The organism is Nocardia seriolae NBRC 15557 (assembly GCF_007990715.1).
In the GTDB taxonomy this organism is placed as follows: domain Bacteria; phylum Actinomycetota; class Actinomycetes; order Mycobacteriales; family Mycobacteriaceae; genus Nocardia; species Nocardia seriolae.
This window is the reverse complement of record NZ_BJWY01000123.1, coordinates 1-23,200: the sequence shown is the minus strand read 5'-3', so window position 1 is coordinate 23,200 and position 23,200 is coordinate 1. Positions and strand designations below refer to the sequence as shown.

The following is a 23,200-nucleotide window of genomic DNA, read 5'->3' as shown; positions in this document are numbered from 1 at the left end:
GGACACTAGGTGAGGTTGGCGATGAGGGGGATGAGCTGCTCTGCGGGAGTGCGGGCCCCGTGGTGGCCGACGAGTGCGGATTCGAGGGGTTCGAGGGCGGGGCGGACCAGGGCCGCCCCCTTCCAGCACGGTGGTGAAATCGCGGGCTTGATCGCGGGTGCCGAAGTCGAGTTCGATGTGCAGCCGCTTCCCGTCGGGCGCCTCGCGCGCTATCCGGTACGCCAGCACGCCATTGTCGCGACGTACCCGGTCGTAGCTGTCGAACGCGGTTTTCCAGGCGTCGTAGTCGGTGACCTCATGGGTGATATGCAGGGTGAACATGGGATCAGCGTCCGCCTTTCGCACGCGGCATCCCATCCCGAATTCCGGGGATACCGCCGGACCGACCGATGTGTCCGGGCAACCGTTCGGTCCGGACATATCCTGAATTCGTGTCCACGCGGATGGTCTTGGCGCGGGAGGCCGTCGACCGGCTCTGCGCCGGCTCCCTCACCGCGAAAATGCTGCGCGAACAGGTGCTGGCCGAAATCCGGCGGGTCGTCCCGTTCGACGCGCACGCCTGGCTGCTGACCGATCCGGTGACCCGGGTCGGTACTTCGCCGCTGGCCGACATTCCCGGTCTGCGCTGGCCGGATCTGCCCCGGTTCGGACGTTTGCGCTATCTCACCCGGATCAATCGCTGGACCGACATGATCGCGGCGGGCGCACCCGTCGGCACCCTGTATCGGGCGACGGACGGAAATCTGGCCGCGTCCGCGCTCTGGCGCGAGGCACAGGCCGCGCTCGGCGTGACAGACGTTGCGGCCCTGGTGTTCTGGGATCGATTCGGCTGCTGGGCCTGGCTGGATCTGTGGCGCTACCGTCCGGCCCGGCCCTTCACCTCCGAGGAAGTCGGCTTCCTCGCCATGCTCACCGACTCGATCACGGCCGGGCTGCGCCGGGCCCAGGCACGCACCTTCTCCGCGGTCCCGCCCGCGGAGTCGGTCGGTCCTGCGGTGCTGGTGCTCGGTCCCGGACTGGACGTGCGGTTGCAGACATCGTCGGCGGTGGAGACGCTGCTGCGGCTCAACCCGCCCGACGAGCCGATGTCGGCCATCCCGGCCGCGGCCTACAACGTCGGGGCGGCGCTCATCGCCGACGAGCACGGAATTCCGGTCGGACCGCCGTGGTCGCGAGTCCATCTGGGTGCGGGCCGATGGGTGACACTGCGCGCGGCCCGCATCAGCCCGACCGGGGCAGCCCCCGGAGATATCACCGTGAGTATCGAGGAGAGTACAGCCCGCCGAACGCCAGGAGGTGTTCGCGCTGGCGCACGGGCTGACGCCGCGCGAACGGCAGGTGCTGGCCGGTCTGTCGGCCGGGATGGATTCGCGGGCGCTGGCCCAGCGCCTGGCGGTCTCCGAGCACACCGTGCACGACCACGTGAAAGCCGTGCTCGCCAAGACCTGTTCGGCCACCCGGCAGACCCTGCTGTCACGGATCGCGGGGACCGGCTAGCCCGGAGATGCGAAAACCGCCTCCGGGGAGGCGGTTTCGGAAGTCGAACGGGCGGATCAGGCCAGGCCCCAGGCCTTCAGCAGGTAGGTGATGTTCGCGGCGATGCCGGTGAGGGTGCTGGCCAGGTCGATGGCGGCGGATCCGAGGTTGATGATCGGCATGATTCAGAGCTTTCGGTACGGGGACATATTGCAGTTCCACCGTATTAGCGCTGGCTGACCCTTGGCATCGTGAATACACTCACGGCTCACGCGGGCTGTAACCCGAAACACAGTCGGATCGGGGGGATTCAGTTCCGATCCGGCAAACGCAAACGCTTCAGCGACAGCGCGTTCACCGCGACGATAATGCTGGATCCGGACATGGACATGGCGGCGATCTCCGGGCGCAGGGTGAAACCGAAGGCGGGTTCGAACACGCCCGCCGCGATGGGCAGGGCCAGGCTGTTGTAGCCGACCGCCCAGGCCAGGTTCTGGTGCATCTTGCGCAGGGTGCCGCGGCCGATGCGCAACGCGGTGGGGAGGTCCAGCGGGTCCGAGCGCATGAGGACCACGTCGGCGGTTTCGATGGCCACATCGGTGCCCGCGCCGATGGCGATGCCGAGATCGGCCTGTGCCAGGGCGGGGGCGTCATTGACGCCGTCGCCGACCATGGCGACTTTCTTTCCGGCGGACTGCAATTCGACGATCTTGGCGGCCTTGTCGCCGGGCAGCACCTCGGCGATGACGGTGTCGATGCCCAGTTCGGTGGCGATGCGTTCGGCGGTGGCCTGGTTGTCGCCGGTCAGCATCACCACCTCGATGCCCATATCGTGCAGGTCCGCAACGGCTTTCGCGGAGGTCTCGCGGGGCGCGTCGGCAATGCCGACGACCGCGGCGGGCCTGCCGTCGACGGCTGCCAGGCACCGGCCACCCGGTCGCGGGCGGCGGCCAGTTCGCCCAGGTCGATGTTCTCGCGGTCGAGCAGGCGGCGATTGCCGATGACCACGCGGCGGCCGTCCACCGTGGCGATCGCGCCGTGGCCGGGGACGTTCTGGAAGTCGACGGCCCGGGCGTCGTTCGAGCCGTGTTCCTTGGCGTAGCGCACCACGGCGTCGGCCAGCGGATGTTCGGACTCCCGCTCGACGGCGGCCAGCAGGGGTAGCAGCTCGGCCTCGGAAAAGCCTGTCCCGGTGACGATTTCGGTGACCTCGGGCTCACCCTTGGTGAGGGTGCCGGTCTTGTCGACCACCACCGTCTCGATGCGGGCCGAACTCTCCAGCGCCATGGCGTTCTTGAACAGCACGCCGCGCTTGGCGCCCAGGCCGGTGCCGACCATGATGGCGGTCGGGGTGGCCAGGCCCAGCGCGTCCGGGCAGGTCACGACCACCACCGTGATGGCGAACAGCATGGCCTTGGCGAAGGTGGCACCGGCCAGCAGCCACACCACCAGGGTCAGCGCACCGCCGAGCAGGGCGACCAGCACCAGCCAGAAGGCCGCCCGGTCGGCCAGCCGCTGACCCGGGGCCTTCGAATTCTGGGCCTGCTGAACGAGATTCACGATCTGTGCCAGCGCGGTGTCCGAGCCGACCTTGGTGGCGCGCACCCGCAGGGTACCGTTCTTGTTGAGCGTCGCGCCGATGACCGTCGCGCCCGGCTCCTTGTGCACCGGCAGGCTCTCGCCGGTCACCATGGATTCGTCGACCTCGCCGGTCCCCTCCTCCACCGTGCCGTCGACCGCGATCTTCGAGCCCGGCCGCACCAGCAGCAGATCTCCGACTTGCACCTCGGCCGTGGGGATTTCGACTTCCTGTCCGTCCCGGATCACCACCGCCCGCGGCGGCGCGAGATCGAGCAGCGTGCGAATCGCGTCATTTGCCCCGCCCCGCGCGCGCATCTCGAACCAGTGCCCGAGCAGCACGAAGGTGGCCAGCATGGTCGACGCCTCGTAGAACACCTCGCCGCCGCCGGTTAGCGTAATCGCAAGGGAGTACAGCCATCCCGCCCCGATGCCGACCGCGACCAGCACCATCATGTCCAGGGTGCGCGCCTTCAACGCCGCCCACGCGCCCGTGAAGAAGATCGTCGACGAGTAGAAGATCACCGGCAGGCTGAGCGCCAATTCCCAGATATCCGCCCGCATCCCGAACGGCACCGGCAGATGCCACCCGAACATGTCCGTGGCCATCGGCGACCACAGCATGACGAGCACCGAGAAAACCGCCGCCACCACGAACCGATTCCGCATGTCCCGGGCCATGTCCTCCATGGACATCCCCCCATGCCCCGCATGCCCATGCCCCATCCCGGCATGATCCATCTCGGCATGCGCGCCATGATCCACACCGGCGTGCTCCGCGTGGTCCATCTCCGCGTGCTGATCGTGATCCATCCCCGCGTGCGCGGCATGGTCGGCATCGGCGGGTGCATGGCCGCGGTGGTCGGTGTCGGCGGGTTCGGCCAGCGGGTCGCAGAGGTGGCTGGGGACGGATTGCCCGGCGCAGTGCAGGCCGCATTCGTGGACCCAGGTGCGCAGATCGGCGACCGAGGTCCGGGCGGGGTCGAAGGTGACGGTGGCGGTCTGCGAGACCGGGTTGGGGTCGACCTCGAGGACGCCCGGCCGCCGCCCGAGCACCGACTTCACCACGTTCTGCTGGCTCGCCCAGTGCAGTCCTCGAATGTCGAGCACCGCGGTCCGCTGCCCTTGCTGGCTATCCATATCGCACTCCTCCGCCGACGGGCCCTCGCCACCCTCGACCATATACCCTATAGGGGTAGTGGGTACTGGTCCGGCACGGTTCACCGCACCCGTCACAGTGGGTCAGACTGCCGCTCACGGTCATCCACGGACCAGTGCCTTTGGTCATCTTCACCTCCGAACAGGCCACCTCCGAGTCGGCCCTGAATCGGTTTGCCGACCCGGCTCTGGCGGGTTACATTGCCGCCCATGGGGATTCGCGGGAAAGTGGCGCTCGGCGCGATCGCGCTGGTCCTGAGTACCGGCGGCGTGGCCGCCGCGGAGCCCGCGGTCGAGCACGAGACCTTCACCTTCCAATTCGGCGATGTCACCGGCACGGGTCAGCTCGACTTCCCGGCGGGCGTGCGCAATGCGCCCGTGGTGGTGCTGATTCCGGGTTCGGGACCCGAGGATCTCAATGCCGACCAGGCGTCGGGCTCCCACATCTTTCTCGATATCGCCGACGATCTGACCGCTCGCGGCTATGCCGTCATGCGCTACAATAAGCGCTACGTCCACGCTCCCGGCGAGGTCGATCGCGCAGGCTACTGGTCGAAACTCGACCTCGACGGCATGCGTGACGATGCCGAGCAGGTGCTGCGCGCCGCCGAACAGGATTCCCGCGTCGATCCGCACCGGGTCTTCCTCTACGGCTGGAGCGAGGGCAGCACCGTCGCCGCCGCCCTGGCCACGACGCATCCGGAGTTGGCCGGAACCATCTTCCAGGGTCCGGTGGCGCTCCCGTGGCGGGTGACCTTCGCCTACCAGGGCGAGCGCGTCTACGCCCCGTATCTCGCCCGCTTCGCCGTGAACGGCCGCCTCGGACCGGACGAACTCGCCCGCGCCTTCCACGACGACGGCGGCCTCATGGCCAAACTCGCCCTCCGATTCGCCTGCGTGAGCGCCGACGCCGGGGACTTCACCGTCCGCCCGACCTGGGACCTGAACCAGGACGGCAAGCTCGACGTGGACCTCGAATTCCGCCCCGTCTACCAGTTCTACCTGGAGTCGGCCATGCGCCCGGGCGGCATCTACGAGATCTACGACCCCGCTCGCGCCCTCCCCAGCGTCATCGAACAGGCCCCGAAACTGACCGCGCCCGTTCTAATCCTGCAGGGCACCGAGGACGCCAACGTCCCACCGTCCGCCGCCACCGCCCTCGACACGGCCCTGTCCACCGCCGGCAACCACGACCACACCCTCCACCTGTTCCCCGGCCTGGGCCACTCCCTCGGCCCCACCCCCGACCCCCTGCACGACAACTTCCAGCCCATCGACCAATCAGCCCTCGACACCCTCGCCCACTGGCTGGACTCCCGCCGCTGATTCGGTAACTCGGCCGGTGAAGTCTCGGGGTGCACCGGGGACGTCGGCGACGTGCGCGGGGAGCCGGAGCGGGCGAGGGCGACGCCGGAGAGGCAGAGTAGGCCGCCGAGCCAGGCGAGGGGGGCCGGGACTTCGCCGAGGGCGAGTCAGGACATGAGGATGACCAAGGCTGGGACTACGTAGGTGGTGACGCCCATATTGCCGGCGGTGGTGCGGGCCGCGCCGGTGAAGGACACCGCTATGCCCGCCATCAGGCGGGGCGGAAAGCCCTCTCCCAGAGAGAATCCGCCGAGCAGGGCGATGAGGACCGGGCCGATGTTGATGACCATGGCGGCGGTTCCGGCATCCAGATGGCGTTCACCCCGGTTGAGGGCGACCATATAGACGGCGAACCAGAGGATGCCGGAGATGAGGATGGCACGCCACGCCGGGGCGGGGCGGGAATCGCTCGCCGGTGATCACCATGATGGCGATCAGGGCGAGGGATCCGAAGAGCAGCCGGCCGAGGGCCAGCGCGCCCGGCGAAAAGGCATGTTCCGCACTGCGAATGAATACGAAGGCCGAGGCCCACAGGATGACCGAGACGGCTGCCGCCGCCATCGGGGATCGACCCGCGGATCCGATCTTCGGTGCCATTCACCGACCGTAGAACATCGGCCGGGCGGTTTCCACGCGATTTTCAGCCGTCGAATTTCGGCTTCGCGGCGCACCTTCGGCGCTCGCGCCGACTCGAAATCACTGGCAGAGAGCGATATTCGGACGGCACACCGTCCAGCCCGAGCCGTCCGGCCTGAGCACCGGGACGCAGGTCCGGTCCGACGCGCCGGAGCCCAGCCGGTTGCCACCGCCGGGGACCGCGGCGGGTTGCGGGGCCGGATCGGTATAGACGTAGTCGTAGGTCGGATATCCGTTGTAGTCGTAGGTGACCACCACGTGCGGGGATGCTCCGGTCCCGGATTGCTGTGGCCCGGTCGCGGTCGGTTCGGCCGCCGCGATTCCGGCGGCGGTGGCGAACAGCGTTCCGGCAATCGCCATACAGGCCAAAGGTTTCCGGACCATTGTGTGGGTGTCGATCATCGAACCTCCTTGTTCGCCCCTAGATACGTCACCGGGTTACGCACCGGTTCGACAGAGATCGAACAATGAAGGCCGACAGTGGATTACGAGATCACAAACCGGGCCGGGGCGGCGGGGGCGGCAGCCGGCGTTCGCGCGGAACGAGCAGCAACAGCAGCGAGAGCACCAGCCCGCCGCCGACCAGGTACAGCCCCCAGGCGCCGTTCAGCAGCTGCTTCCAATCGGTCCGCAGCTCGTGGTCGAAGCGGTCGTCGAGCCGCCAGGCCAGCACCCCGAGCCCGGCCAGCCCGACCAGCACCCCGACCCAGCCGACAGTGCGCGCCCCGAACAACGCGGCCAGCAGCACCGCCGCCGCCACCCCGAGCAGCCCGATGGCCAGCGAAGTCGGAAACGCCCCGGAATGCGACCCGAGCTGATCCAGCGTCCCGCCCGACGCGAATCCGCTTCGGAGATCATCGAATTGCACATTCCGCGCGTCGACCGTGCCGACCAGCGGACCGAAAACTCCAACGGCCACCGCGATGGCGGCCGCGAACAGCAGCAGATGAACGAATGTGCGCATACCCCACGGTATTGCGCATCCGGCCCCCCGGCACGGGATCAAACCCGGCGGTCCGCAACACGCCATTCACGACGCGCCGACGGGGGCCCGGATCAGGCCCGGCGGTCGACCGCGAGGTAGGCCGCGGCGGCGACCACGCCGGAGACCACGGCGACCGACGGCCAGGCGCCGATCTTCTTGGCCAGCGGGTGCGAGGCGCCCATCGCGCCGATGGCGAGGCCGGTCAGGGCCGCGGCGCCGCCGGTGCCGACCGTCTTGCGCCAGCGCGGGAACGCGGCCGCGGTGCCCGCCGCGAAGACCGCGCCGCCGAGCTGCCGCTTCTTGGTGGCCTGGGCGAGAGCGAAACCACCGGTGAGGCCACCGGCCGCGAGCAACGACGTCGGCACCGCGGGAATCCCTGCCATTTCACTACCTCCAACACACGATCGAATGCACTGACCCCCCGACGGTAACCGGAGTCAATTCCGCCGCTTCGCGCGGGCGGCATTCGCTCACCTGGGATGGCATCGTGCTGCCACTGATTCGTGGGATGTGTTGCGAGCCAACCGAGTCATACGATAAGAACCTGACGAAACACGGTCCGGGGGGCTCCGGGCGCGTCGGTTCACAGGGTTCCGCTCAGCCGTAAAGGAATAACGCGACCATGACCGGTCCGGTCGTCTTCACCAGCTACTACCACGACGAATCCAATGACGACGGATTCCAGTGGGAGTTCCGCTGCGATCGCTGCAGCACCGCCTACAAGTCACCGTTCGAGCAGAACTACTTCTCCCGCGGCCGCGGCGCACTGCGGGTGCTGCGCGACCTGTTCGGCGACCAGGTGCGCGCCATCGACAAGATCTCCAATGCCGCCGAGAGCTACTCCAACCACTGGGGCGGCTCGTCCTCCAGCACCAAGGACAAGGCCTTCAACCGCGCGGTCGAGCAGGTGCGCAACGACTTCCGCCTGTGCGCCGGCTGCGGCCGCTGGGTCTGCCACAGCGTCTGCTGGAACGAGCAGGTCGGCCAGTGCACCAACTGCTCCCCCAGGTGGCCCACCAGATCGCCCAGGCCCAGGCCGAGGCCCGCGGTTCCCAGATCCGCGAGGCCGCCTACCAACAGGACTGGGCCTCCCAGCACGACGTGGCCACCCCCGCCCGCGTCTCCTGCCCGACCTGCAACTCCCCCACCACCGGTGGCCGATTCTGCTCCTCCTGCGGCACCGCCCTGTCCCTCCAAACCACCTGCCAGGGCTGCAACCACCAGATCCCCGCGGGCGCAGCCTTCTGCACGAACTGTGGTCGCCCGCAATAGCGTTGAACGGCACATCAGCGGATGCCCGGGGTGGCGGGGTCGGGCCCCAGACAGCCGAGGATGAAGCAGCCCGGGGGCCAGTTGTCGAAGGGTGGATAGAGGGGTTTGCCCAGGCATTCCAGGACGCCGCAGCCGGGGTAGGACATGGGGCCCAGCCCCAGGGCGGCCAGGGTGGCATCGGGGTTCAGGAACATCGGGTCGGAGAGGCTGACGTCCGGATGCGGTTGGTACGGGCCGGGATCCGGCAGGGTCGGGGCGCGGAAGGACAGGGCGATGCCGCGCAGGACGTCGTGGGGGAAGCTCACCGCGCCACCGGGAACCGTGACTCCGGTCCAGCTGACGAGTAGGCCCAGGCTGGGGACGATGAAGTTGTCCTGGCGCATCATGCCGGCCATTTGGATGGTGTCCTTGGGGAGGCCGGGGAACAGGTCTTCACAGCCGGGGCCGTTGACGGTGATGAGGAAGCCGTAGCAGGGGTTGGGGTCGGTGGGGGTGGTGGCCTCGGTGAGGTATGCGGTGGAGATCAGTTGGCGGCCTTGCCAGTTGCCGCGGTTCATCAGGAGCAGGCCGATTTTGACGTAGTCGTCGGGCGGGAGGACCAGGTGGGCGTGGCCGTAGGTGTTGCCGCTGCGGTCCCGGGCCCACAGGTAGTCGGAGGCACGGATGCCCAAGGGGTCGAACAGTTTTCGTTGCGCATATGTCTGGAAGTCTTCGCCCACGGCTCGACCGATGACATAGGCGAGCAGGTCGACGGCGCGCTGGCTGTAGCGCCAGGTCTCGCCCTGCGGCTCCACGATCGGCATGGCCAGTGCCTGCGCAACCACGTTCGGGTCCAAACGGAACAGCCCGGTGACGCCCTCGGAGGCGATGGCGACCTCCATGCCGGAGGTCTCGGTCAGCAGGCTGCGCACGGTGATCGCGCGATGCTCGGCGTCGCCGAGGCCCGCGGGCAGGTAGGTGCCGATCGGATCGTCCACGCGCAGTTTGTGTTCGTCGACGGCGATGCCCGCGACCATCGACACCACGCTCTTGGTGCCGCTCCACAGGTTCCACGCGACGCCGCCCGCGCGCTGATTGTTCGGGCCGCCGCCGACCAGGCAGTTGTTGCGGTAGACCTGCACGGTGAAGCGGGTCGGGTCCGAGGCGAAGTCCACCGCCTTGCGCAGCTCGGCCGAATCCAGGCCCACCTCTTCGGGTGTCGCCGTCTCGGGCTGCCTGCCCGCGCTGAGCTGGCAGTGCCGCAATCCATCCGGCTCGGCCCGGCCGACCGGGACCACGACCAACGCCACCGCGATCGCCGTGAGCGCCACCACGATGGCGGCCACGACCCTGTTGCCCGCCACGACTCGACTGCCTGCCACGACCCGCGCCACTTGAAGCCTCCGTTCCCTGATCCTTCGATCAGCACATCGGAAGCAGATTGGGGCCGTTATCTTTTCGTGACCCGTGACTTCTGGGGGCGGTAGTTTTCGGGGCGAACCATTCAGGGGCTCGGCGCATCCTCCAGACGCGATTCGAGGGCGTCGAGCACCTCGGCCCGATCCTCCGGAACCTCGATCCTCATCGCTACCTCATCACCCGCGGGCTCGAAGGCGAATCGGAAGAACGAGCAGCACTCCACTTCCCGCGCCGCGAGATCCCGCGCCCGCGCTTCAGCCGCCGCCCGAAGCACCAGCGCCAGCTCGGTCGGCCCCGGCCGCGAATGCCGCAGCACCGCCCCGGTGAAGAGCTGCTCGAATTCCGCCACCCGCAAGGGTTGTTCCGCCGTCGGCAGTGTGCACGCGTCCGGCACCCACTCGACGTGTATCGGTTCCATTCCTTCGGCAACGCCCGGCAGGCCCCCGAAAATCCCCGAATATCCGTGCCGAGCCGCGATTCTCACCGGGTGTCGACGGTCGCGAAGGCGGCCCAGATCAGCGGGGAGTGCTCGATCGCGCCGGTGTCGCGCCAGGCGGCCAGGTGATCGCGCTGCCAGCGGTTCAGGACGGCCACCGGATCCTCGGATTCGTGGGCGGCATCGATGGCGCAGACGGCCTCCTGGAACGGATGCGCGGTGAGCGGAGTACCGGCGAGCCGGTGGAAAGCAAGATCGGTTGGCAGCGGCCAACGACCCGCGGTGACCAGTTCCGCACCGCCGGTCAGCATGGCCGCGACCAGGCCGAGCGGTTCGGCGAACCGGAGGTCACCGCCACTCTCACAGGCAATGAGCGCGACCCGGCCGGGTATGGGCCAGATCTCGGGCCCGGTCCGGGCAATCAGCCTGCCGCCATTGCCATTACCGTCGGGCCACACGGCTGGGTCATCGGTGCCCGGGGGTAGGGCGTGCGTGCCCAGCAGCAGATCTCGGGCCGAGAGGGGGCGGTGGTCGCGGTAGGCGGGGGCGCAACCGGGGGCGGCGGCCGTGCAGGAGAGGTGGAGGGTGGCCGATTCGCTGCGGCCGGATTCGGGGGCGGCGGCGGTGACGTGACCGACGTAGAGGAAGCGGGCGGCACCGGCGTGCAGTGCGCGGCTGAGCCAGGAGCGGTCGAGGTCGGTGCGGCGGAAGGCGTCGAGGGGGTCGTCGACCGGCGGGCTCAGGTAATGGGCGGCGGCGTGGGCGGCCACCAGTTCGGCCAGGGGTGCGGCCGAATCCATGCGGCCCAGAACCGATCCCAGCGCCGAGTCGGCGCGGAAGCCCGGGACGCGGGGGTCGAGGATCGCGACGACCGGCTGGTGGCGGGTGGCGGCCCAGGAGCGTGCCACCCGGGCGGGCGCGTGCACGATGCCGGGCGGGGCCAGCACGCTGACATCGGCGATCTCCACCAGCCGCACATCGGAATCGGGTGCGATCAGCTCCCAGGGCAATTGCGCTGTGCGCGGCGAGGGTTGGATGCGGATGCGGGGCCGGATGCCCGCGACATAGAACTCGTGGAGCGCTACAGCCAGGTTGTAGGGCAGGAAGGTCGCCGACAGATACTGCGCCAGCGCGTTTTCCGAGGCATACGACGCCAGTTCACCCGTGGTCAGCGATGATTCGAGACCACCGGCCACCCCGGGAGTGGGCAGAGCCGCCGCGAACCGGGCCATGGCGGATTCGACCTGTTCTTCCGGCACCACCCCGACACCGCCCGGCGCACTGTCCCCGGCCCACCGCCAGGTGAGGTACAGGTCGCCCGCGTCGGCCATCCGGACATACACGGTCGGCTGCGTTTCGGTCACCTCGACCACCGCCGAACCCCGCCATCCGGTGCCGGGTTCCAGGGGTCGACACCTGCTGTGGCCACGATGATTCCGGCCGTCATCCCGGGATCACCCGGTCGGTGCGCAGCCGACGGCCGTAGCGTTGTTCGGCTGCGTCGAGCCAGGCCGCGAGAGCCACGTGGCCGTCCGGCGGCACGGCGACGCGGGGCGGCGGGGTTACCGGTAGGCCCGCGCTCGCGGCCACTGCGGCAAGCGCGGTGCCGAGCTGGAGGGCGTCCTGCAATGGGGCCGCGGAGTCGGAGGGCGGGTCGAACGGTTCGAACATGTCCAGGGGTGCTGGAGGTTCCGTGGACAGTCGGTCGATATCCAAGGTTGTTCCCGCACACTGATTTTCGATGAGATCGGCGACAAGGCGGGCATCACCGGCCAGGTAGGAGCAGCGGAAGGCCAGCCGCAGGGCCGGATTCACGATGCGGCGGTTCCAGGTGTCGCGTTGCACGCCGTCGGGGAGTTCGTAGCGCACGGCGTCCAGGGCCAGGGCGGCGGGGACCGCGAGATCGACTGCCCGCGCGAGCAATCCGGGCACCCGGTTGACGAGCGGTTCCAGCAGTCCGGCGTGCCAGTAGTCGAGCTGAGCACAGTGCAGGCCGAGCCCGCGCACGGCGTAGGTCGCGCGAGCGGCGGCCAGTTCGGCCTCGCCCTCCTCGTAGCGTCCCGCGGTGAAGGCCGTGGCGGCCAGGCGCAGTCGCACATCGGCGGCGTCGATGACGGCGCGCGACTCCTCGAAGCGGTGCAGGGCCTGCCGGTAGCGGGCCTGCGCGGTGTCGAGCTCCCCACGCTGTTCGGCGATGAACCCCATGACCTTGAATCCGATTCCGGCCCGATGGGCGGCCCCGGCCGCGTCGAAGTGCTCCTGTGCCGCGGCCAGCAGCGGTTCCTCATCCTCGAAACACCCTGAGCGCGTGTACATCAGCGCCAGATTCTGCCGCGTCTCGGCGGCACCGCCCCGGTCCGCGACGGCCTCGAACGCCGCCAGCGCCTGCCCGGCGAAGTCCTGGGCCAGCTCCCACCGCCCGGTCTCGAAATGCGCCGCCGCCAGGTTCATCAGCGGATGCCCGGCCTGCTCCGGACCGAATCGCCGTGCGGCGTCCAAGGATTCACCGGCCAGATCCAGCGCCCGCCACCACTGCTGCCGATGCAGCGCCACCTCCGTCGACGACACCAGACACGCCAGCCGCAAATCCCCCGGCGCATCCGCCCCGCCCAGCGCCGTCCGCGCCCGCTCCAATGCCTTCTGCGCGCCCTCCAGATCCCCCAGATTCTGCAACGCCTGCGACAACCCGATCAACGCGCCCGGATACATCCGCGGCGCATCGGTCCGCATCTCCCCCAACGCTTCCCGGAACCGCTCCACCGCCCCCACGTGATCCCCGAGCCGATCGTTGACCACCGCCACATCCACCAGCGCGCACAACCGCAGGTCCCCCTCCTCCACCTCCACGGCCCGCTCGAAGATCCGCAACGCCTCCCACAGCTCCCCCCGCCCCACGGCCTCCGCCCCGGCCCGCAGCAGGGGACTTTCCGGCCGGCTGTCGTCGGTGGTCGGCTCCGACATGTCAGAAATCCGAATCTCCGTTGGCGGCGGCGATTTCGGCGAGTAAGGGCGGGAAGGCGTCATCCTCGGCGGCCGGGGACGCCGCGCGGCGCAGCCGGGAGGTCGCGAATTCGCGGATGCGGCGGCGCAGGGTTGCCGCGGATTCGATGGTCGGCTCGGTGTCCGACAGCGCGTCGGCGGTGTCGGGAATCGGGCCGAATCCCGGCACGTGGATGGTGATTCGAACCGCCGAAGTCGTTGTGGCCAGGTCTGATTCACCGATCCAGGTGTCGTCGGCCGCGCGGAGTTCGGTGTCGAATTCGCCGCGGCCGGTGTCGATGTGCGCCCAGGGGCGGAGGTGGGCCGGGATGTCGGCGGGCAGCTCCGGATGAGCCGCCACATTGACGGCCACCGTGGTCGCGCCCGCGTGGCGGATGAGCTGCCAGGACACGGCCGATTCGGAGGCGTCCACGAGCCCCGGCGGGCAGCGCCGCCAGTCCCAGCCGCCGGTGCCGCGAGCCAAGACCAGGGTGCCCGCGGTCCCGGACTCGTCACCCGCGGCCAGGGCGTAATCCGAAGCGCGCGGCAGGCTTTCGATATAGGTCGGCACCAAGGGGGCGAGGAAATCCGAGCCGTCCAGGAGGGATTCGCATTCCTCGGTCAGCACGGCTATATCGCGGTCCAACAGCACCGGGTCGAGAGCGGCGATACCGTCCAGCGTCGACGCGGGCCACCAGCGTGATGCCCAGTGCGCGTACGCGAGTCGCCGTACGCTCACTGCCGGAGCGGGTGATCCGGGCAGGGCCGGTACCTCGGCCGATCCCGCCGCGTCCGAACCGAGGTCGTCCACGGCGAGTGCGACGGCTTCCCCGTAGACGGCCCACACCCACTCCTGGGCAAGGTCGGCCTCGGCGATCAGCGCCGCCGGAACTTCCTGCGCAGCAAGCACATTCCAAACGAGATGGCCTCCGAGCACCTCGAGCACCATGGTGCCCGGCCCGGGCGCGGCCGACAGCGCACCGACATCGGCCGCGGGAATGATCCCGTACATCCCGCCGGAATAGCGGTGGATCATGACCGTCGAGTTCGTCATCCCACCCTCGATTCCCGATCGCCGGGTTCGGCCACGGCACTGACGGCCAGCGCCCGCTTCACCCGCATCCGATGGTCCAGAATCACCGACCGAGCCACACCGTCGAGCAGATCCCAGAGCTCATCGGCCGCGTACACGGGGAACTCACGCACATCGCGCCCATGCAACCGCGCCCACAACCTGCGCAGATACGGCCGCCACGGCACCCGCAACTCCGCCGCAATGGCCCCCAACGGCCCCTCCACCGCATCCACCCGCACGGCCATCCGCCGTGCCTGCAGCACGTAAGCCTCCCGCTGCCACCGCGAATTCACCAACCGCGCCGCCACCCCGTCCGGCTCCGCCCCCGCCGTACCCGTCGGCCGATCCCCGGCCGCGCCCGGCCGCACCACCGAAACCGCCGATCCGCCTGCCACCGGGTCGGGAGATCGGGTGGGCGCGTCGGGAACGCCTTCCTGTCCCAGCGCCGCCGCGGCCGATTCGATTGCCGCTCCGGTCAATCCGGCCACCGCGGGCGACACTCTGACGGCGGTGCCGGGCCAGACGGTGGCGCCCAGCAAACCGGCGGCGGTGCCGAGCAGCCCGGCCGCGGTGCCGGTGAGCCCGACCGCGGCTCCCAGCAGGCCGGTGGCCGTGCCCGCGAGAGCGAGCGACTGGGCGGCGGTTTCGGACGGGTCGCGGACGACCGCCACGGGCCCGCCATCGTGTTCGGGCACGCCATTGCGTTCGGATGTGGCCTTGCGTTCAGGTGTGGCGTTGCGTCCCGGCACATAACCGTTCCCGGGCGTGCGACCGAGAGGGCACAGTGTGACGGCGAGTGCGGCTCCGGCGGCGGCCGCCACCCGCAGGGACTCGTCCAGCAGGGCCCAGGGCGCGCAGGCACGGGCTATTTCGGCGTCGACCAGTTCGGGTATCGGGGGGAGGTCCGCGCGTTCGCTGGAGGCTTGCAGGACGGTGAAAATGCGCTCGTGGATAGTGCGGTCGAAGGGTAGACCGAGGGTGGCGGTGGAGGCCGATTCGCCCACCCGAGGTGGTTGCGGGAGCGGATGGAGGGTGAGGCCCAGCTCCTGGGCGGTCGAACCGATGCCGTGAGCCGCGCCGCCGAATTCTTGGGGAATGCCACCGATGGTGTTGCGCCATAGGCGGATTCCCGTGTGAGTGCCTACCGAGGCGGCGATCGCCGCATCCAGATCGGCGAGGTTCGCAGCGTCGTCGAATCTGGTTGCGGCGCAGGCGTCCACGAGGTCGGCGAGGGCTGCGGAGTGGTCGGGGACGTCGGTGCGGGGGCGGCGGCGCCAGGCGGTGTGGATCAGGTCGGTCAGCTCGCCGACGCGGGCCGGATCGGCGAGGTATTCCTTGAGGGCCTGGGTGGTGCGGCCCGCGCTCAAACCGTGGATCTCGCGCAGGGCGGATTCGGCGGCGGCGCGGTCGCGCACGGGATCGGGCAGGCCGTTGACCGTGGCCAGCTCGAAGCAGCGCTGGAAATACAGGTCCTGGGCATTGCCCTCGGTGATGCGCAGCCCGCGCCGGGTCTGCTTGAGCAGGGTGAACCAGGCGGCGGTGGCCCGCAGCACGTCGGCGGCGGCGTGAATGCGGGTGGCCAGCAGCACCGCGCCGTCGGCGGAGAGCATCGAGCCCGCGCACTGCGGGTGCTGGACCGGGCGGATGACCAGCGGGTCGAGGATGAGCTTGACGGTGCGCCGCAGGGGTCCGCCGTGTGGGCCGCTCAAGGGTTCGACACCGTCGAGGCGGCGCCACACCTCATCCAGCACCATGGCCCGCGGTCGTCGCATTCGCCCAGGTTATCCCAGTTCCGGAGCCCCGCGCGCGCCGGAAGTTGGGATCGGTAGGCGGGGTATCGATTCCTACGGTTCTCCCATCGGTTCCACCACGGAGCCAGCTTCACGAGAACGAGGAAAGACCATGAACAGCAAGCCGATCCGCCTGACCACCGCCGTCCTCGCCGCCACCGCCGCGGCCGCGCTGCTGGTCACCGGGTGCAGCAGCAACTCCAGCAGCGACAAGTCCAGCACCTCCCGCGCCGCCACCTCCGCCGCCGCGGGCAGCTCCGCGGCGACCACCTCGGGCGGCGCCGCCCCCGCCGGCGGCAGCTCGTCGGCCTCGGTGGACGGCAAGGCGCTCTCCGCCAAGTTCGAGACCACCTGCGCCCAGCAGGGCGGCAACCTGGCGCTGGCGCTCACCGACCAGAACAATTCGACCTACGGCACCCTGACCGCGAGCGCCACCATCACCGGCACCGACACCGTGCAGGCGGTCGGCATCGCCGGCACCAAGGGCGGCACCAACGGCCAGCCGTACGCGCTGGGCTTCGGCAATGGAATGCCGGGCGGCTCGGCCAAGATGACCAAGAGCGGCAACACCTACACCGTCACCGGCGAGGGCGTCGGCGGCATGGACATGTCCAACCCGATGGCCGGCCCGAAGACCGAGAAGTTCGAGATCGTCTTCGCCTGCAGCACCGTCGTCGGCGGCTGACCCGGCAGTACCCGGATGCTCCGGTAGCCGCCGGGGCCACCTGTTCACCCCGCTCGTGCCACCGGGCATGCGCGGGCCCATCAATCACGTCTTCGAACCGGAAAGCACATGAAGAACCAAATCCGTATCGCCGCACTCGCTTTCGGCGTGCTGGCCGTCGGCTACTACCTGTGGCACGGCCTCACCTCCGACGATGTCTTCGGCTGGGTCGGCCCGCAGATGGCGCTGCCGATCATCGCCCTGACCATCGTCCCCATCGCGTTCGCCTTCACCGGCGACGGCATCATGTCGGCCTTCACCGGGCACAACAGCGGCGAGTTCCGCAATGGCCTGGTGGGCCTGGGCACCGTCGAGGGTGTCCGGCAGACCGGCGTCTACCTCAACGAACAGCCGCAGGTGCGCATCGACTTCCGGGTCGAGTGCTCCGACGGCAAGGTCTTCGGCTCACACGCCAAGATGATCGTGCCGCTCACCCAGCTGGCGCTGCTGCGCCCCGGCGTGGTGCTGCCGGTCCGCTACCTGCCCGACCGGCTGGACAAGGTCGAGGTGGACCTGTCCGGCGACACCGGCGCGGCGCAGGATGCCATGAACGCGGCCATGATTCGCAAGGGCTTCACCACCCCCGCCAAGCTCGATATCGCCCGGCGCGGCGTCGCCGCCCAGGCGGTGGTGCGCTCCCTGAGCGTGCCCGGCGAGATCCGCGACGGCCACTCCCGCCTCGACCTGATCCTGGTCGTCACCCGCCCCGACGGCTCCACCTTCGAGACCCGCACCGAGAAGTTCCTGCCCCCGGCCGCGGTCTCCCTGGTCCAGGTCGGCCGCGTGGTGGGCGTGCACTACCTGCCCGAGAACGAACAGGAGGTGGTCCTGTCCCTGCCGGTCAACACCGTCAACTGACCATGACAGCCGAGAACCCTCCCGCATCGAGAAAATCAGAGCCGCAGGCGATTTCGCCGGCGGCTCTTCGCCATGTGGCCCCGTGCAATACCAGCATGTCGATTCCCGTTGGTCGTTCCCGGAAATCCGTCCCGCTTGCGGGAACACCGCGACTCGGCTGTCACGGCCGAATAGCCCGGTGGTCACAAAATTTCCGAAATGCCGTGAAGGCCGGGCGTGAGTGGTACGCATGAGGTTGCTACTTGGTTGCCTGTTCTCTCGCTACAGCACTTCCACCAGCACGGAAGAAGGAGCGATGATAGCCAAACGATTGGTAGCAGCCACTGTTCTCGCGGTCGCCGCGACGGTGGGCACGGCCGGTCTGGCGTATGCGGATCCGCTCGATCTCGAGCCCGCGCCCGCGGCAACGGCACCCGTCGACGATCCGGATGTGGTCATGCACCAGTGCAATGCCATCATCGGCGCGCTGGTCGGTGGCCTCATCGGCGGCACCTTGAGTGCGCTGCCCGGCGCCGCGATCGGCGCGGGCATCGGCGCGCTCGTCGGCTGGTCCCAGCTCACACCGCCCGGACCGCCGCTGGCCTGCTGGAATCCTCCGCCACCGGCCTGACGGTCCGGACCGCGCGCCGCTGCCGCTCGTGACGGACGGCGAGCCTTGTGCGCCATCACCTTTCACTGCCCGATGGCACACCGGCTCGCCTCTCCGTCAGGTTTCGGCGCATGACGCGTCACCACCGCATAGCCGCACAGGACCTCGGGCGACTGGGAGCCTTGAGCGACGGCATCTTCGCCGTCGCCATGACACTGCTCGTCCTGGAACTGCATGTGCCCGCCGCGCAGGCATGGCACGAGCGACCGCTGTGGTCGGACGGCGCGGTGTCGGCGGAGGAGCCGGTCTGGCATGCGCTCACGCATGTCGGGCCGCAATTCCTCATCTGCTTCCTGGGTTTCCTGACCCTGGGCATGTTCTGGATCGGGCAGCAGACGCAGCTGAATCTGATGGCCCGCGCCGATCGCTCGCTGGCGTGGATCCACCTGATGTTCCTGTTCGGCGTCGCCATGGTGCCGTTCGCGACGGCGCTGCTGGCGGCGTTCCCGCAGTCCCGGTCGGCTTTGCTTGTCTACTGGGTCGATCTGCTTTACCTGGGACTGGTGCAGCTCGCGAGCCTGCGCTACGCGAGCCGGGCCGGGCTGCTGGCGGAAAGCACTGCGCCGGAGGATATTCGCGCGATCCGCAATCGGATCGCGGTCGTGCAGGGGTTGTACGCGGCAAGCGTGGCGCTGTGCCCGATCAGCACCTACCTGAGCATCGGCCTGATCATCGCACTACAGGTGAATTCCGCTGTGTCACCGCAGATTCGGCCGCTGAATCGGTTCTGACGAGGTGTCAGGGCAGGTGGGCGCGGAGGAAGCCGAGGGCGTCGGGGAGGGACGCCAGAAACGCGCCGCTGTGATCCTTGCCCGGGTAGGCGGTCGTGGTGATGCGCACCCACGGGTTGTGCGACTGCAACGCGGGCCCGTACGCCGGGGTATCCGCCGGGGGCACATCGATATCGGCGGTGCCGTAGCCGATCATCAGGTCGGCGGGGACGACGCTCTCCTGATAGCCGACCAGGGCCCGGATATCGGCCTCGAAGGTCGGCGTGGGGTTGTCCGGGTCGGCCACCAGGGCGGCCGGGCGGCGACCGTCGGCGGCAGCGACCAGGTCCGAAAGGCATTCGGTGACAGCCTTTTCCACGTAGTCCCGGCCGAAATCCGAAAGATAGGGCGTGACGCTGCCCGGGTTCAGCTCCTCCATGGCCGCGAGATAATAACCGGCATAGCCGATCTGGTTGGCCGAGCCGGTGGAGCCGCGGCGGAACATCTCCCGCAGGCTCTTGGCCGGATTGGTGCGCAGGCCGGTGGCGATGACGCCGTTGAGTCCCGGTGCGTAGCCGGGGTTCCGGGCGTAGAGGGCGGCGGCGCTCATGACCGCGTGCGCGCCCTCGGACTGGCCGATCAGCGCCCAGTGGCCGGTCAGCGGAATGGGGAGCTGACGAACGGCGGTGACGGCGTCGAGCAGGGAGCGGGCCTCGACGGCGGTGTTGTAGTAGCTGAAGTTGCCGCCGGTGCCCAGCCCCTGGTAGTCGGGGGCCAGGACCGCGTAGCCATTGTCGAGAATCTCGTTGAAGTAGTTGCGATTTCGATCCGACTGGGGCCGGTGCGACGGGGCGCAGTCATTGCCGATGCCGATGGTGCCGTGCGCCCAGACCACCAGCGGCCAGCCACCGGCGGGCGGCAGTCCCGGCGGCAGATACAGCCCGGCACCGGCGCGGGCCGGGTTGCCGCGCTGGTCGACGGTGGCGTACGTGAGGCCGACCGATACCGCGGCCTTGTCGAATGACCATGCGCCATTGAGCAATTCGATGCCGCTGAGCCGACCGAGGTCATTGCCGTCGGCGACGGCGGGTGCGGCCGTCGCGGTCAGCGCGGCACACGCGCCGACAGCGCCCGCGGCCAGCGCGGCCTGTCGGACGGCGGAAACGAACCTGCGGCGAACAGCCATGGCCACCACTCCCTCTCGCAACCTCCCGACCTTACCGTCCGTCCGGTCCGGTCGAGCGGAGGTTGATCACGATTGGCGGGCCAGGTATTCCGCGAGCGAATGCTGGAGATGGCGGTCGTCGGCGGCGGCCAGGTGCGGCGGCAGCGCCACGGTGATGCCGAGTTCTCCCAGCCCGTCGAGCAGGGTGTTGTGGACGGCCCACGTCACCCCGGGCGGCTCGGCGAGAATGTCCGCGAGCCCCCGAATCTCATCGGCCGCATGCAGCTTCACCAGGAGATGAACCCCCTCGTAGCGAACGTCCTCGCGGGGATCGGATCGGACCAGGTCGGCGAGCCGGGGTACGGCGGCGGGGCCCAGGTGGGCGCAGTACGTCCGCAGCGTCTCCTGGGCCGCGGTGCCGGTCGCATCGGGCAGATACCGCCACGCCAGTTCGGCGACGGCGGGTTCGGCGGGCAGGGCGGCCAGGTGGTACATCGCCGACTTGCGCACCGTGGAGCTGACATCGCCGACCAGGCGCATGAGATCGTCCGACCGGCCCCAATCGGCCAGTGCGGCACAACCGAAGTCGCGGACGACCGGATTCGGGTGGGCCACCAGGCGAGCGGCCGATCGGGTCCGGGCGGCGGGTTCGTAGCCCGTCCAGTCGCGGCCCCGCAGGGCCTGATCGAGCGCCTCCCGGTCGACATCCGGATCGTCGAGCAGGGCGAGCAGGACGGATTCGGTGACCGCGCCGGGCCCGCGGAGAATGCGGCGGGGACCGAACCGATGGGGTGCGCGGACGGTGATCTCCTCCGGCCAGGCCACCAGGTCGCGCACCGGTCGCATCCAGTCGCGCAGCCGGGCGATGGCCTTCGGATCACCTTCGGTCACAAGAGATTCGAAGGAATCGCGCAGATCGTCGAAGGTGTTCGTGGCGGCTTCGGCGATCCGCCGGTCCGCATGGGCGCGCAGCACCGCGACACTGCGCAGGACCCGCTGCGTCGGGTAGTAGCGCAGCGTATCGATGGCCTCCGCGGCCACCTCGAAGGTCTCGTCGTGCGCGGCCGCCAGCAGACCCGTCTCCGCGGCCACGGGCTCGTACCAGTACAGCGCGGCCGCCGTCGCCGCCCGCACCACGGGGTCGTAGTGGGTCAGGGCGCGGATCAGCACCGGCATGAACTCGGCTTCCCTGAACCCGAAACCCATGGATGCCAGGGCCCTTGCCTGCATCGGATGCGTATCGTCGCACGCCACCGGGAGCAGAATGTCGGCCTCGGCGCGGGTCATGAAGCGCACGGCGTGCTTCCTGACCACGGGATCGTCGCTGGCCCACCAGGTTCGGCGCTGCTCACCGGTGGTGGTGTCGTCGAATCCGTCCAGCACCCGCGAGGCCCGGTCGCGCACCGACTCGGGCAGCGTGGTGTCGAACACCATGGCCCGCAGCCGCGGAATGGACCGGTAGTCCTCCGCCCGCGCCAGCTCGTCGAAATCCTCCGGCGTCATTCGAGCCCGTGCGCCTGCGCGACCAGATCGAAGAACACCCAGACCCCACCCTTCTGATAGGCGTCCGGCGTCTCGGACCCGCCGAGGAACGGATACGGCGTCGCGATGTACACCTCGCCCTCGTCCAGAGTCCCCAGCCGCTTCCGGATCTCGGCCACATGCCCCGGTTGCAGCACATAGGTGACAACGCTCGGATCGAACAGCACCCGGCTCACAAAGTCGGTGATCTCGCCGAAGACCCCGTAGTCCTTCACCCCCGGACTGTACGGATCGAGAATCCCGTACTCCCCGGTCCTGCTGCTCATCACAAACGCGTGCCCGAGATCCGAATACCCCACGACCATGTCATACCGCGGATAGTGCTCGGCCCCGGCCGGCATCACCCGGTCCAGCCGCTGGTCGCCGATCAATCGGAAGGGAACGCTGGTCACCGCGCCCATCCAACCAGACCGACCGGAACAGACCCCCGACAGGTTCGAGGTCAGAACGCGGCCACCGCGCAGGCGGCGATGAAGGCGAGCTGGACCAGGCCCCGCAGGGGTAGGGGCATGGTCTGGATGCCCTGACGGTATGATCCCCGGCCCCGCCCCGACCAGGTAGATTCGAACCGCTCATGGTCAAAAATGGACAATCGATTCGAACCCTGCACTACGCCCCGAAGGTCGGTTCCCGCACCGGCCTCGAACTGCTCACCTTCGACCAGCTGCGCCCGATGCCGGTCGCGGGTCGCGAGGTGATCCGCGGTGACTTCCACGTGCTGGCCCACTGCACCGCCGGATCCGGCCGCATCACGGTCGATTTCGTCACCCATGCGCTCACCGCGGGCACGGTCGCCTGGATTCGCCCCGGCTGGACCCACCGCTGGGACGATGTCGCCACCCTGCGCGGCCGCATCCTGCTCTGCCGTGCCGAGCTGGCCCCCACCGCGGCGCTGGGTCACCTGCCTTCCCCCGCCACCCCGCCCATTCTCCCCGCCACCCCCTTGTCGGATGCCGCCTTCGAGCACCTCACCACCGAATACGCCACCGTCCCAACCGATCCCGCCATCCTGCGCCACCTGCTGAGCGCCCTCACCCTGCGGCTCACCGCCGCGCTACCGAGCCTGCCCGACCCCACCGACCTCTTCACCCGCTTCGCCCACCTGGCCGACCGCTATCACGCCGACTCCCGCGAAGTCTCCTGGTATGCGGCCCAACTCGGCTATTCCCCGCGCACGCTCTCCCGCGCGGTCCAATCCGCCGCGGGCGTCACCGCCAAGCAGTTCCTCAATGCCCGGGTCACCCTGGAGGCCAAACGCCTGCTGGCCCACGAGCCCCTCACCACCGCCGAATGCGCCCGCCGCCTGGGCTTCGAGGATCCCATCTTCACCAAGTTCTTCCGCACCCACACCGCCACCACCCCGACCCAATTCCGGATCGACCTGGCCGCCCCCGTCTAGTGTCC

The 23,200-nt window shown here is 69.3% G+C and carries 23 protein-coding genes and 1 pseudogene; 8 read left to right on the top strand and 16 right to left on the bottom strand.

The window, feature by feature from the left end; genetic code table 11:
• Positions 1 to 856: 856 nt before the first annotated feature.
• On the bottom strand, positions 857 to 1,096 hold the full coding sequence (locus tag NS2_RS36960; protein ID WP_052486765.1) for a hypothetical protein: 240 nt from the start codon (positions 1,094 to 1,096) through the stop codon (positions 857 to 859).
• 200 nt (positions 1,097 to 1,296) lie between these two features.
• On the opposite strand from NS2_RS36960, the gene NS2_RS36955 reads away from it, so the two are divergent.
• Positions 1,297 to 1,497 (top strand): response regulator transcription factor, encoded by a 201-nt coding sequence (locus NS2_RS36955; protein ID WP_208866187.1) that lies wholly within the window; start codon positions 1,297 to 1,299, stop codon positions 1,495 to 1,497.
• Positions 1,498 to 1,786: 289 nt separating this feature from the next.
• On the opposite strand, the pseudogene NS2_RS28745 reads toward NS2_RS36955, so the two are convergent.
• Positions 1,787 to 4,194, bottom strand: a pseudogene (locus NS2_RS28745) (heavy metal translocating P-type ATPase).
• 228 nt (positions 4,195 to 4,422) lie between these two features.
• Between NS2_RS28745 and NS2_RS28740 the strand changes: the two are divergent.
• A complete protein-coding gene (locus tag NS2_RS28740) occupies positions 4,423 to 5,538 on the top strand; it encodes an alpha/beta hydrolase family protein (RefSeq protein WP_082062733.1) in 1,116 nt (371 codons plus the stop codon).
• A gap of 146 nt (positions 5,539 to 5,684) precedes the next feature.
• Here the strand turns inward: NS2_RS28740 and NS2_RS37955 are convergent, their stop codons facing one another.
• The 5 genes from NS2_RS37955 to NS2_RS28720 form a co-directional block, all read right to left on the bottom strand.
• The gene (locus NS2_RS37955) at positions 5,685 to 5,918 is read right to left on the bottom strand and encodes an EamA family transporter (RefSeq protein WP_052486766.1); all 234 of its coding nucleotides are present in this window, start codon (positions 5,916 to 5,918) and stop codon (positions 5,685 to 5,687) included.
• Complete coding sequence (locus NS2_RS37950; protein WP_071812040.1) at positions 5,896 to 6,174, bottom strand: EamA family transporter; 279 nt, start codon at positions 6,172 to 6,174, stop codon at positions 5,896 to 5,898. Before NS2_RS37950 ends, NS2_RS37955 begins: the two co-directional genes overlap by 23 nt.
• A gap of 99 nt (positions 6,175 to 6,273) precedes the next feature.
• Complete coding sequence (locus NS2_RS28730) at positions 6,274 to 6,615, bottom strand: hypothetical protein (protein WP_143161407.1); 342 nt, start codon at positions 6,613 to 6,615, stop codon at positions 6,274 to 6,276.
• 91 nt (positions 6,616 to 6,706) lie between these two features.
• Positions 6,707 to 7,177, bottom strand: a complete 471-nt coding sequence (locus NS2_RS28725; protein WP_045439279.1) for a hypothetical protein — start codon at positions 7,175 to 7,177, stop codon at positions 6,707 to 6,709.
• Between the two features lie 92 nt (positions 7,178 to 7,269).
• A complete protein-coding gene (locus NS2_RS28720) occupies positions 7,270 to 7,581 on the bottom strand; it encodes a hypothetical protein (protein ID WP_036548774.1) in 312 nt (103 codons plus the stop codon).
• A gap of 604 nt (positions 7,582 to 8,185) precedes the next feature.
• Between NS2_RS28720 and NS2_RS36365 the strand changes: the two genes are divergently transcribed.
• The gene (locus NS2_RS36365) at positions 8,186 to 8,470 is read left to right on the top strand and encodes a double zinc ribbon domain-containing protein (protein ID WP_186817617.1); all 285 of its coding nucleotides are present in this window, start codon (positions 8,186 to 8,188) and stop codon (positions 8,468 to 8,470) included.
• Positions 8,471 to 8,484: 14 nt separating this feature from the next.
• Here the strand turns inward: NS2_RS36365 and NS2_RS28710 are convergent, their stop codons facing one another.
• From NS2_RS28710 to NS2_RS37945, 6 genes are all read right to left on the bottom strand, one after another.
• Entirely contained in the window at positions 8,485 to 9,813 is a 1,329-nt protein-coding gene (locus NS2_RS28710; protein WP_238588465.1) for a serine hydrolase domain-containing protein, read from the bottom strand.
• A 140-nt stretch (positions 9,814 to 9,953) separates the two neighbouring features.
• Complete coding sequence (locus NS2_RS28705) at positions 9,954 to 10,286, bottom strand: hypothetical protein (RefSeq protein WP_036548789.1); 333 nt, start codon at positions 10,284 to 10,286, stop codon at positions 9,954 to 9,956.
• Between the two features lie 62 nt (positions 10,287 to 10,348).
• The gene (locus NS2_RS28700) at positions 10,349 to 11,635 is read right to left on the bottom strand and encodes a CHAT domain-containing protein (RefSeq protein ID WP_045439285.1); all 1,287 of its coding nucleotides are present in this window, start codon (positions 11,633 to 11,635) and stop codon (positions 10,349 to 10,351) included.
• Between the two features lie 112 nt (positions 11,636 to 11,747).
• Positions 11,748 to 13,265 (bottom strand): tetratricopeptide repeat protein, encoded by a 1,518-nt coding sequence (locus tag NS2_RS28695; RefSeq protein ID WP_071343833.1) that lies wholly within the window; start codon positions 13,263 to 13,265, stop codon positions 11,748 to 11,750.
• A 1-nt stretch (position 13,266) separates the two neighbouring features.
• Positions 13,267 to 14,337: a hypothetical protein gene (locus tag NS2_RS28690; RefSeq protein ID WP_071812042.1), complete on the bottom strand. Its 1,071-nt coding sequence runs from the start codon at positions 14,335 to 14,337 to the stop codon at positions 13,267 to 13,269.
• On the bottom strand, positions 14,334 to 16,130 hold the full coding sequence (locus NS2_RS37945; protein ID WP_228102682.1) for a hypothetical protein: 1,797 nt from the start codon (positions 16,128 to 16,130) through the stop codon (positions 14,334 to 14,336). The genes NS2_RS28690 and NS2_RS37945 overlap by 4 nt, the downstream gene beginning before the upstream one ends.
• Before the next feature lie 130 nt (positions 16,131 to 16,260).
• Between NS2_RS37945 and NS2_RS28670 the strand changes: the two genes are divergently transcribed.
• The 4 genes from NS2_RS28670 to NS2_RS28655 all read left to right on the top strand — a co-directional run bounded on the left by NS2_RS28670 (position 16,261) and on the right by NS2_RS28655 (position 19,110).
• Positions 16,261 to 16,833, top strand: coding sequence for a lipoprotein LpqH (locus NS2_RS28670; RefSeq protein WP_036548799.1), 573 nt, complete (start codon positions 16,261 to 16,263; stop codon positions 16,831 to 16,833).
• A gap of 108 nt (positions 16,834 to 16,941) precedes the next feature.
• Positions 16,942 to 17,730: a hypothetical protein gene (locus NS2_RS28665; RefSeq protein ID WP_071343830.1), complete on the top strand. Its 789-nt coding sequence runs from the start codon at positions 16,942 to 16,944 to the stop codon at positions 17,728 to 17,730.
• Between the two features lie 295 nt (positions 17,731 to 18,025).
• A complete protein-coding gene (locus tag NS2_RS28660) occupies positions 18,026 to 18,340 on the top strand; it encodes a hypothetical protein (protein ID WP_143161408.1) in 315 nt (104 codons plus the stop codon).
• A 110-nt stretch (positions 18,341 to 18,450) separates the two neighbouring features.
• Positions 18,451 to 19,110 carry a TMEM175 family protein gene (locus tag NS2_RS28655; protein ID WP_036548805.1) on the top strand — a complete coding sequence of 220 codons (660 nt, stop codon included), beginning with the start codon at positions 18,451 to 18,453 and terminating at the stop codon, positions 19,108 to 19,110.
• Positions 19,111 to 19,117: 7 nt separating this feature from the next.
• Here NS2_RS28655 and NS2_RS28650 read toward each other — a convergent pair whose 3' ends face one another.
• From NS2_RS28650 to NS2_RS28640, 3 genes are all read right to left on the bottom strand, one after another.
• Entirely contained in the window at positions 19,118 to 20,275 is a 1,158-nt protein-coding gene (locus NS2_RS28650; protein WP_143161409.1) for an alpha/beta hydrolase, read from the bottom strand.
• Between the two features lie 66 nt (positions 20,276 to 20,341).
• Positions 20,342 to 21,757 (bottom strand): HEAT repeat domain-containing protein, encoded by a 1,416-nt coding sequence (locus NS2_RS28645; RefSeq protein WP_147207351.1) that lies wholly within the window; start codon positions 21,755 to 21,757, stop codon positions 20,342 to 20,344.
• On the bottom strand, positions 21,754 to 22,188 hold the full coding sequence (locus tag NS2_RS28640) for a T6SS immunity protein Tdi1 domain-containing protein (protein WP_186817616.1): 435 nt from the start codon (positions 22,186 to 22,188) through the stop codon (positions 21,754 to 21,756). The genes NS2_RS28645 and NS2_RS28640 overlap by 4 nt, the downstream gene beginning before the upstream one ends.
• 182 nt (positions 22,189 to 22,370) lie before the next feature.
• Between NS2_RS28640 and NS2_RS28635 the strand changes: the two genes are divergently transcribed.
• Complete coding sequence (locus tag NS2_RS28635) at positions 22,371 to 23,195, top strand: AraC family transcriptional regulator (protein ID WP_147207349.1); 825 nt, start codon at positions 22,371 to 22,373, stop codon at positions 23,193 to 23,195.
• Positions 23,196 to 23,200 lie beyond the last annotated feature (5 nt).

Excerpts from the sequence above, each read along its gene's own strand:
- NS2_RS36960 (WP_052486765.1), bottom strand. The coding sequence starts at position 1,096 with ATGGCCGACATCGGCTCGTCGGGCGGGTTGAGCCGCAGCAGCGTCTCC.
- NS2_RS28740 (WP_082062733.1), top strand. The coding sequence starts at position 4,423 with ATGGGGATTCGCGGGAAAGTGGCGCTCGGCGCGATCGCGCTGGTCCTG.
- NS2_RS37955 (WP_052486766.1), bottom strand. The coding sequence starts at position 5,918 with ATGGTCGCCCTCAACCGGGGTGAACGCCATCTGGATGCCGGAACCGCC.
- NS2_RS37950 (WP_071812040.1), bottom strand. The coding sequence starts at position 6,174 with ATGGCACCGAAGATCGGATCCGCGGGTCGATCCCCGATGGCGGCGGCA.
- NS2_RS28730 (WP_143161407.1), bottom strand. The coding sequence starts at position 6,615 with ATGATCGACACCCACACAATGGTCCGGAAACCTTTGGCCTGTATGGCG.
- NS2_RS28725 (WP_045439279.1), bottom strand. The coding sequence starts at position 7,177 with ATGCGCACATTCGTTCATCTGCTGCTGTTCGCGGCCGCCATCGCGGTG.
- NS2_RS28720 (WP_036548774.1), bottom strand. The coding sequence starts at position 7,581 with ATGGCAGGGATTCCCGCGGTGCCGACGTCGTTGCTCGCGGCCGGTGGC.
- NS2_RS28705 (WP_036548789.1), bottom strand. The coding sequence starts at position 10,286 with ATGGAACCGATACACGTCGAGTGGGTGCCGGACGCGTGCACACTGCCG.
- NS2_RS28700 (WP_045439285.1), bottom strand. The coding sequence starts at position 11,635 with ATGGCCGACGCGGGCGACCTGTACCTCACCTGGCGGTGGGCCGGGGAC.
- NS2_RS28695 (WP_071343833.1), bottom strand. The coding sequence starts at position 13,265 with ATGTCGGAGCCGACCACCGACGACAGCCGGCCGGAAAGTCCCCTGCTG.
- NS2_RS28690 (WP_071812042.1), bottom strand. The coding sequence starts at position 14,337 with ATGACGAACTCGACGGTCATGATCCACCGCTATTCCGGCGGGATGTAC.
- NS2_RS37945 (WP_228102682.1), bottom strand. The coding sequence starts at position 16,130 with ATGCGACGACCGCGGGCCATGGTGCTGGATGAGGTGTGGCGCCGCCTC.
- NS2_RS28670 (WP_036548799.1), top strand. The coding sequence starts at position 16,261 with ATGAACAGCAAGCCGATCCGCCTGACCACCGCCGTCCTCGCCGCCACC.
- NS2_RS28665 (WP_071343830.1), top strand. The coding sequence starts at position 16,942 with ATGAAGAACCAAATCCGTATCGCCGCACTCGCTTTCGGCGTGCTGGCC.
- NS2_RS28660 (WP_143161408.1), top strand. The coding sequence starts at position 18,026 with ATGATAGCCAAACGATTGGTAGCAGCCACTGTTCTCGCGGTCGCCGCG.
- NS2_RS28655 (WP_036548805.1), top strand. The coding sequence starts at position 18,451 with ATGACGCGTCACCACCGCATAGCCGCACAGGACCTCGGGCGACTGGGA.
- NS2_RS28650 (WP_143161409.1), bottom strand. The coding sequence starts at position 20,275 with ATGGCTGTTCGCCGCAGGTTCGTTTCCGCCGTCCGACAGGCCGCGCTG.
- NS2_RS28645 (WP_147207351.1), bottom strand. The coding sequence starts at position 21,757 with ATGACGCCGGAGGATTTCGACGAGCTGGCGCGGGCGGAGGACTACCGG.
- NS2_RS28635 (WP_147207349.1), top strand. The coding sequence starts at position 22,371 with ATGGTCAAAAATGGACAATCGATTCGAACCCTGCACTACGCCCCGAAG.